The 234-nt window shown below is 53.8% G+C and carries 2 tRNA genes; both read right to left on the bottom strand.

Annotated elements, in window-relative coordinates:
• Window positions 1-40: 40 nt before the first annotated feature.
• Window positions 41-114 (bottom strand) — tRNA-Ile (locus tag HMPREF2766_RS01540).
• A 13-nt stretch (window positions 115-127) separates the two neighbouring features.
• Window positions 128-201 (bottom strand) — tRNA-Met (locus HMPREF2766_RS01535).
• Between the last annotated feature and the right edge of the window lie 33 nt (window positions 202-234).

The raw sequence follows: 234 nt of genomic DNA, 5'->3' as shown, positions 1-234 counted from the left end.
TCCCTTCAGCCGGACTTGGGTAATCCTCCATTATTTACAATGGACCTTGTAGGACTTGAACCTACGACCACTCGGTTATGAGCCGAGAGCTCTAACCAGCTGAGCTAAAGGTCCAACAAGATCAATATAGCGGCGAAGGGGATCGAACCCCCGACCTCCCGGGTATGAACCGGACGCTCTAGCCAGCTGAGCTACACCGCCATGAATCGGGAAGACAGGATTCGAACCTGCGAC

Origin of the sequence: Streptococcus sp. HMSC076C08, assembly GCF_001810825.1 — a bacterium.
Lineage (GTDB): Bacteria > Bacillota > Bacilli > Lactobacillales > Streptococcaceae > Streptococcus.
This window is presented reverse-complemented; position numbering and strand designations above follow the sequence as displayed.